A 7,311-nucleotide genomic window follows, 5' to 3' on the forward strand; every position below is an offset into this window, starting at 1 on the left:
CGCCAGACCCGCGCCGTTCACCATACAGCCGATTTCACCATCCAGAGCGATGTAGTTCAGGTCGTATTTGCTGGCTTCCAGCTCTTTTGGGTCTTCTTCAGTGGTGTCACGCAGCTCGGCGATATCGGCGTGGCGGTAAACCGCGTTGCCGTCAAAGCCGACTTTGGCGTCCAGAACCTTGAGGTTGCCGTCATCTGCAACGATCAGCGGGTTGATCTCCAGCATCTCCATGTCTTTTTCCATGAAGGCTTTGTAAAGCTGTCCCATCAGCTTGACGCATTGCTTCACCTGCGCGCCGGTCAGGCCGAGGGAGAAGGCGATGCGGCGGCCGTGATAGGCTTGGTAGCCGGTCGCTGGATCAACAGAGAAAGACAGGATCTTTTCAGGTGTGGATGCGGCCACTTCTTCGATGTCCATACCGCCTTCGGTCGAGCACACGAAAGAGACGCGCGATGTGACGCGATCAACCAGCAGAGCCAGATACAATTCACGCTCGATGCCAGAGCCGGCTTCGATATAGATACGGTTGACCTGTTTGCCCGCTGGGCCGGTCTGATGGGTGACCAATGTGCGGCCAAGCATCTTTTTGGCTTCTTCTGCGGCTTCTTCCACAGATTTGGTCAGACGTACGCCGCCTTTTTCGCCCGCGTCGGCCTCTTTGAAAGAGCCCTTGCCGCGACCACCTGCGTGGATTTGAGCCTTAACGACCCAAAGAGGTCCATCCAGTTCGCCAGCTGCAGTTTTGGCATCTTCTGCCTTGAGAACTGCACGTCCTTCTGAAACTGGGGCGCCGTAAGAGCGAAGCAGAGCTTTCGCCTGATATTCATGGATGTTCATGAAGCTGTCCCGTGTTAAGTACGATTAAAGACGTTATAGACCCATCGTTTCCGCGAAACTAAGTGCTTTTTGCGAGATTACAGCAATTCTAGGTAAAATTCGCGCATTTGTGATCACGCGAAAAATTTCTGTGATCACAAATTTCAAAACGCCGTCTGAATTTTTGTGCACGTTAGCGGAAACAGCTTGTTGTGGTGCCGATTCAGTCGAGTCGTTTGTGCACCTAAGCGTATGAATCGCGCGCTTGCGGATATTCAAACCGGGCGCGCCCCTGTGCATTTCTAAGGTAAAACAAAAAAGGCGCCCGAGCGGGGCGCCTTTTCTGAAATTTTATCGATGGCAGTTTAAGCCAACGAGCCGTCGATGCCTTTGCACGCTTCGACCAGGCCTTTCACAGCATTCACAGAGGTGTCGAACATCTCTTGCTCTTCTGCGTTTAGCTTGATGTTGACGATACGCTCGATGCCGCCTGCGCCGATCACAGTTGGAACACCAACATACATGCCGTCCAGACCCAGCGCGCCATCTACATAGGCAGCGCATGGCAGAACGCGTTTTTGGTCTTTCAGATAGGCTTCGGCCATTTCGATCGCCGAGGTCGCCGGTGCATAGAATGCAGAGCCGGTTTTCAGCAGGCCAACGATTTCCGCGCCACCGTCACGGGTGCGCTGGATGATCGCGTCCAGTTTCTCTTGTGTGGTCCAGCCCATTTCAACCAGATCTGGCAGAGGGATGCCTGCAACCGTGGAATAGCGCGCGGAAGGCACCATTGTGTCGCCGTGGCCGCCCAGAACAAAGGCGGTGACGTCCTTCATGGACACGTCGAACTCTTCGGCCAAGAAGTGGCGGAAGCGTGCGGAGTCCAGAACGCCTGCCATGCCGCAGACTTTCTCGTGTGGCAGACCAGAGAATTCACGCAGCGCCCAAACCATCGCGTCCAGCGGGTTGGTGATGCAGATCACGAAAGCTTCTGGTGCGTTGTCGCGAATGCCTTCGCCAACGGACTTCATAACTTTCAGGTTGATGCCCAGCAGGTCATCGCGGCTCATGCCTGGTTTGCGAGGCACACCAGCTGTCACGATGCAGACGTCCGCGCCTGCGATGTCAGCGTAGTCCTGTGTGCCTTTCAGCTTGGCATCAAAGCCTTCGGACGGGCCGGATTCTGCGATGTCGAGCGCTTTACCCTCTGGGGTGCCTTCTGCGATATCAAACAGAACAACGTCGCCGAGTTCTTTAAGTGCTGCGAGGTGGGCAAGTGTGCCGCCGATCTGACCTGCGCCGATAAGGGCAATCTTGGGTCGAGCCATTGGAAATTCTCCAGTGCGGTTGAAATTGGGTGCGTGGGTACGGTGAAAGCGACCTCGGTGCAAGGGTTTTGCGCTGCAGCGCGGCAGTGCTATAGAGACGCAGGTGGGCGTGAAAACTGTGTATACGTTGGTATGCAAGGCAATTTGCGCTTTTTGTGAGGTGCGAGTTGGGCGTTCAGTTTTTTGTGATTTTAAGCCTCGCGGTGTTGTTCGCGGGGATTTCTAAGGGCGGCTTTGGCGGTGGCGTTGCGTTCGTCAGCTCTGCGATTCTTGCCATTATCCTGCCGCCGACAATGGCCGTTGGCATCATGCTGCCCCTTTTGATGGTGATGGATGTCGCCTGTGTTGGGCCATTCTGGAAACGCTGGGACGTGCAGGCGTCTTGGGCGTTGATTCTGGGCGGGATCCCGGGCGTCGTGGCGGGGGCAGTGTTCATTTCCTATACCAACGACGATGTTCTTCGGTTTTTGATCGGGCTGATCTCGGTCGGCTTTGTTGTCTGGAGCCTTTTGCCCAAAAGCGCAGTGGCCGCCCGTCGGTTCTCGCGCCGTGTGGGGTATGGCGCTGGGTTTGTGTCTGGTTTTACCAGCTTTGTGTCCCACGCAGGCGGGCCGCCTGCGGCGATATATATGCTGGGTCAGAAATTTGACAAAACCACCTATCACGCGACGGCCGTCGTGGTCTTTTGGGTCATCAACGCCATCAAAGCCGTGCCCTATGGGTTTTTAGGGTTCTTTACGTGGGAAACTCTGAAGCTTGACCTTTATATGACGCCCTTTGCGTTGATTGGCGTTTATATCGGGGTCAAAGCGCATCATATGGTGTCGGACAGGCTGTTCTTTGGCCTGACTTATGCCTTGCTGGCGGCGACCGGCGTAAAGCTGATCTGGGACTCTTTGACGTGACCGTAAGATTGCTAACGCACGAAGACTGGCCCGCGGCCGCTACGCTCTATGCGCAGCTGTCGACGAAAGAACCGTTTCTGATGGATCCTGACGGGGCAGCTTGGTTTGCGGGTGTTCTTGCGCACAGCGGCACTTCGGTCTTTGGGGCGGTCCACGGCGGGAATGTCCGCGCCATGGCGACTTTGCATGTGCTGCCCAATGTCACCTATGGTGGCCGGCCTTATGCGTTGATAGAGAATGTTGTCACCGACAAAAACCACCGAGGGCAGGGGCTGGCGCGGGCGGTTATGCAGGCCGCGATTGATGCGGCGAAGGCGGCCAATGCCTATAAAATCATGCTGCAGACCGGAAAGGCCAACGATGCGGTCGGGTTCTATGAGAAGCTCGGGTTCTCTGGCGATGAAAAGGCAGGGATGATCCTGCGAGATCTTTAGGCATCATCTTTGGGGGCAAGGCGTGCAACGCTTGAGTCCACAAAGGAGTTCCCGCTGGCCATCAAACAGGTCAGTCCGGTCGCAGATGTGATGGTGATGGTCCAGCTTCCGCTGTCGGTGTTGGCAAAAACCTCAACCATGCCGTTGTTATTATCCAGACCCTGCGCCTGAACCTGCTCGCCAAATTTTTCGGCCAGTCGCGTGATAACCTGATCGCGTTCACCGCAGGGCGCGGTGCTCTGAGCCTGTGCAGGCATTGGCAAGCTGCACAGAACGCATATGGCGGCAATGACGCGACGGTGATGCACGGCGTGTTCCTTTTGGTGGGACAAGTGAAACCCGCAACAAAGGGATCACAGATTTCGCAACAATTGGTTAACGGCGCGGCCCCAGGAAACCACGTGACGGGGCGTATTTTTCTGCGATGCAGAAATTCCCTTGCGTTCTTTCGGTAAACATTGGCATACACTGGCGCAACTTTATTGCGAGGTGACCCAATGACTCGGCGCGCGAGACCCTATCGTTCTGTTCTCTATGTTCCGGCCTCAAATGCGAGAGCGATGGAGAAAGTGAAAACGCTGCCCATCGACGCGATCATTTTCGACCTCGAAGACGCGGTCGCGCCCGATCAAAAAATTCCGGCGCGGGCCACTTTGGCGACGGCCCTAAAGGAGGGCGGCTATGGCAAGCGTCAGCGCATTGTGCGGATCAATGATCTGTCCAACCAATGGGGCACAGCGGATGCCGAGGCGGTTGCGCAAATGGACTGTGATGCCGTGTTGCTGCCCAAAGTCGAGAGCGCTGCGCAAGTCGAAGCTTTGGCGCAAATCACCAAGGATCTGCCGATCTGGGCGATGATGGAAACGCCATTGGGTATGTTGCATGCCGCCGAAATCGCAGCACATAACACGCTGGAAGGCATGGTCATGGGCACCAACGACCTTGCGAAAGAGCTGCAAAGCCGGTTCCGCGCGGATCGACTGCCGATGCAGGCGGGGCTGGGGCTGTGCCTGTTGGCGGCAAAGGCGCGTGGCGTCACGATTGTCGACGGGGTCTATAACGCGTTCAAAGATGCGGACGGGCTGCGCGCGGAATGCGAGCAGGGGCGCGACATGGGGTTTGACGGCAAAACCTTGATCCATCCGGCACAGGTCGCTGTTGCCAACGAGTCCTTCGCGCCAAGCAATGATGAAGTTGAACTGGCCACCCGTCAGATCGCCGCCTTTGAAGAAGCAGAGGCCGCGGGCACCGGCGTCGCCGTGGTGGACGGCAAGATCGTAGAGAACTTGCATGTCGTGACCGCACGCGAGATCTTGGCGAAAGCCGAGGCGATCGCCGCGCTTGCCACTTAACTTTTGAGAGACCCCCGATGAAACTCTATCGCTTTCTGTCCGAAGACGACACTTCCGCATTCTGCCACAAGGTCACCGCAGCCCTGAACAAAGGCTGGGTGCTGCAGGGCGAGCCTGTTTATGCCTTTGACGCCGCCCGTGGGGTGATGCGCTGCGGACAGGCTGTCGTGAAAGAGGTCGAGGGAACATACACGCCAGAGACCAAACTCGGAGACCATTAATGGCCAAGACCAACGCAGGACGCTTTTTCGAAGACTACAGCGTCGGAGATGTGATCCACCATGCGGTGCCGCGCACTGTCTCTGGGGGCGAACGGGCAATGTATCACGCGCTCTATCCGGCACGTCATGCGCTGTATTCGTCAGACGAATTTGCCCGCGCCTCTGGTCTGCCGAAATCGCCGGTGGATGATCTGGCTGCGTTTCATGTGGTGTTTGGCAAAACTGTCCCTGATGTGTCGCTGAATGCGGTTGCCAATCTGGGCTATGCCGAAGGCCGCTGGCTGAAGCCGGTCTATGAGGGCGACACATTGCGTTCGGTCAGCGAAGTGATTGGCGTTAAACAGAATTCCAATGGAAAATCTGGCGTCGTTTACGTCCGCACCCGCGGTCTGAATCAGCACGATGACGTGGTGATTGAATACGTGCGCTGGGTCATGGTGCGCAAAAAGGATCTGGATGCCCCTGCGCCGGTGACCACGATCCCAGATCTGGCCAAAGTTATTGATCCGGCGCAGCTGGTGATCCCCGCGGGTCTGGATTTCACCGCTTACGACTTTACTGCTGCGGGCGAGGCGCATCGTTGGGGCGACTATGAGATTGGCGAGACCATCGACCACGTCGATGGCATCACAATCGAAGAAGCCGAGCACATGATGGCGACCCGCCTTTGGCAGAACACCGCAAAGGTTCACTTTGACAGCACCGCGCGTCCGGATGGGTCTCGTTTGATCTATGGCGGCCATGTGATTTCGATGGTGCGCGCGTTGTCTTTTAACGGGCTTGCGAACGCTCAGATGATCGTCGGCCTGAACGGTGGCGCACATGCGAACCCCTGTTTGTCGGGCATGACTGTACGCGCCTGGAGTGAGGTTCTGGACAAGGCAGAAACGTCGGCTCCCGGCGTGGGTGCAATCCGTTTGCGTTTGGTCGCAACGAAGGGCGGTGCGCCGTTTGCGCTGCGCGGAGAGGACGGGAAATACCTGCCGGACGTCCTGCTTGATCTCGATTATTGGGCGCTGATGCCGATCTAGCGATCAATCGCTCGCATTTGTGATCACAAATCTGTGAGCACTAAAGTGTGGCTGCGGTCAACGTTCTTTGCGATTCACATAGATATCGGAAAGGGCGGCTGCGCTGCTTTTGCAGAAGTCGTTCGAAATCCACAGGTCACGGCGGATTTCAATCTATATGTGATCACGTAAAATAATTGTGTGATCACAAAATTTGCAAATCACGCAATTTTCACCGCCGGAACGCCATGTTTTTGCGCTAACGGGGAAAAAACGACCCCCAAAAACGTGACTCCGGCATAAAAGTCTTTAGAACAGTCCCAAAGGACCTGAAAGGAGTCATCATGGCAGATGTGAATCGCGGCAACCGTCCGCTTTCGCCCCACCTATCGATCTATCGACCCCAACTTACGTCCGTCTCCTCGATCATGGTTCGCATTACGGGCATCATCGCCCTTGGCGCAGCTTTGGTTGTTGTGGCGTGGCTCTTGGCAGCGGCGACATCCGCAAGCGCCTTTGCCACCGTAGACGGGTTGCTTGATAGCTTCGTCGGAGATGTCGTTCTGCTGGGCGCTATGTGGTCGATTTTCTACCACATGCTGGGCCGTCTGCGTCACGTGATCTGGGACTTTGGGTACTGCCTTGAAGTTTCGGTTTCTGAAAAGCTAGCGATCGGCATGTTTGTTCTGGCTACCGTCCTGACAGCGCTTGTTGCGCTGCTGATCTGCTGAGCGCGAGGAGAGTATCATGCGGTATTTGACAGATAGAAAACGCGCACAGGGTCTCGGAGCGGGTCGCGAAGGCACACATCACCATTGGCAAGCCATGGTCAGCTCTATTCTGCTGGTCTTTCTGGTGCCGGCTTTCGTTGTGACCTTTGCCATGGGTCTTGGCGGCAGCTATGAAGACACGCTGGCCTACTACAGCCAGCCTCTGCCTGCACTCATCACCGGTATTTCCCTCGTCGTGGGCGTTCTTCACCTGATGAACGAAGCGAATGTCGCCGTCGAAGACTATGTGCACGGCGTCGCGGAAAAACTGACCCTCATCGCCGTCAAGGCATTCTCTTACACGCTGATCGCGGTGGGCCTGTTTGCCCTCGCTAAGATCGCTCTCTAAGCCCCCGGAGTCTCGTACGATGGCAGCATATGAATATGAAACCCACGAATATGACGTGGTGGTTGTGGGCGCCGGCGGGGCCGGTCTGCGTGCAACGCTTGGCATGGCAGAACAGGGTCTGCGCAC

The 7,311-nt window shown here is 56.3% G+C and carries 11 protein-coding genes; 8 read left to right on the forward strand and 3 right to left on the reverse strand.

The features are described 5' to 3' along the window. Both sucC and mdh read right to left on the reverse strand, forming a co-directional pair. Positions 1-837: ADP-forming succinate--CoA ligase subunit beta (gene sucC / locus ACEQWH_RS01180; RefSeq protein WP_370227528.1), on the reverse strand; the 837-nt coding region annotated here is incomplete at its 3' end. Positions 838-1,181: 344 nt separating this feature from the next. Further along, positions 1,182-2,144, reverse strand: coding sequence for a malate dehydrogenase (mdh, locus tag ACEQWH_RS01185; protein WP_370227530.1), 963 nt, complete (start codon positions 2,142-2,144; stop codon positions 1,182-1,184). A 167-nt stretch (positions 2,145-2,311) separates the two neighbouring features. Here mdh and ACEQWH_RS01190 point away from each other — a divergent pair, with 167 nt between their 5' ends. Together ACEQWH_RS01190 and ACEQWH_RS01195 are read left to right on the forward strand one after the other, a co-directional pair. Beyond that, positions 2,312-3,049: a sulfite exporter TauE/SafE family protein gene (locus ACEQWH_RS01190; protein WP_370227532.1), complete on the forward strand. Its 738-nt coding sequence runs from the start codon at positions 2,312-2,314 to the stop codon at positions 3,047-3,049. Further along, on the forward strand, positions 3,046-3,483 hold the full coding sequence (locus ACEQWH_RS01195) for an N-acetyltransferase family protein (protein WP_370227534.1): 438 nt from the start codon (positions 3,046-3,048) through the stop codon (positions 3,481-3,483). The genes ACEQWH_RS01190 and ACEQWH_RS01195 overlap by 4 nt, the downstream gene beginning before the upstream one ends. Here ACEQWH_RS01195 and ACEQWH_RS01200 read toward each other — a convergent pair. Beyond that, the gene (locus ACEQWH_RS01200; RefSeq protein ID WP_370227535.1) at positions 3,480-3,791 is read right to left on the reverse strand and encodes a hypothetical protein; all 312 of its coding nucleotides are present in this window, start codon (positions 3,789-3,791) and stop codon (positions 3,480-3,482) included. The genes ACEQWH_RS01195 and ACEQWH_RS01200 overlap by 4 nt on opposite strands. Positions 3,792-3,980: 189 nt before the next feature. On the opposite strand from ACEQWH_RS01200, the gene ACEQWH_RS01205 reads away from it, so the two are divergent. The 6 genes from ACEQWH_RS01205 to ACEQWH_RS01230 form a co-directional block, all read left to right on the forward strand. Beyond that, positions 3,981-4,835, forward strand: coding sequence for a CoA ester lyase (locus tag ACEQWH_RS01205; protein WP_370227537.1), 855 nt, complete (start codon positions 3,981-3,983; stop codon positions 4,833-4,835). A 17-nt stretch (positions 4,836-4,852) separates the two neighbouring features. Further along, positions 4,853-5,056, forward strand: coding sequence for a DUF1737 domain-containing protein (locus ACEQWH_RS01210; protein WP_370227539.1), 204 nt, complete (start codon positions 4,853-4,855; stop codon positions 5,054-5,056). Further along, positions 5,056-6,087, forward strand: coding sequence for a MaoC family dehydratase (locus ACEQWH_RS01215; protein ID WP_370227541.1), 1,032 nt, complete (start codon positions 5,056-5,058; stop codon positions 6,085-6,087). Before ACEQWH_RS01210 ends, ACEQWH_RS01215 begins: the two co-directional genes overlap by 1 nt. 323 nt (positions 6,088-6,410) lie before the next feature. Then, positions 6,411-6,797, forward strand: coding sequence for a succinate dehydrogenase, cytochrome b556 subunit (sdhC, locus tag ACEQWH_RS01220; RefSeq protein ID WP_370227542.1), 387 nt, complete (start codon positions 6,411-6,413; stop codon positions 6,795-6,797). Between the two features lie 16 nt (positions 6,798-6,813). Further along, on the forward strand, positions 6,814-7,185 hold the full coding sequence (gene sdhD, locus ACEQWH_RS01225; protein WP_370227544.1) for a succinate dehydrogenase, hydrophobic membrane anchor protein: 372 nt from the start codon (positions 6,814-6,816) through the stop codon (positions 7,183-7,185). A gap of 19 nt (positions 7,186-7,204) precedes the next feature. After that, the coding region (locus ACEQWH_RS01230; RefSeq protein ID WP_370227546.1) for an FAD-binding protein at positions 7,205-7,311 on the forward strand (107 nt) is incomplete at its 3' end.

Source organism: Cognatishimia sp., from assembly GCF_964229375.1.
GTDB lineage: Bacteria > Pseudomonadota > Alphaproteobacteria > Rhodobacterales > Rhodobacteraceae > Cognatishimia.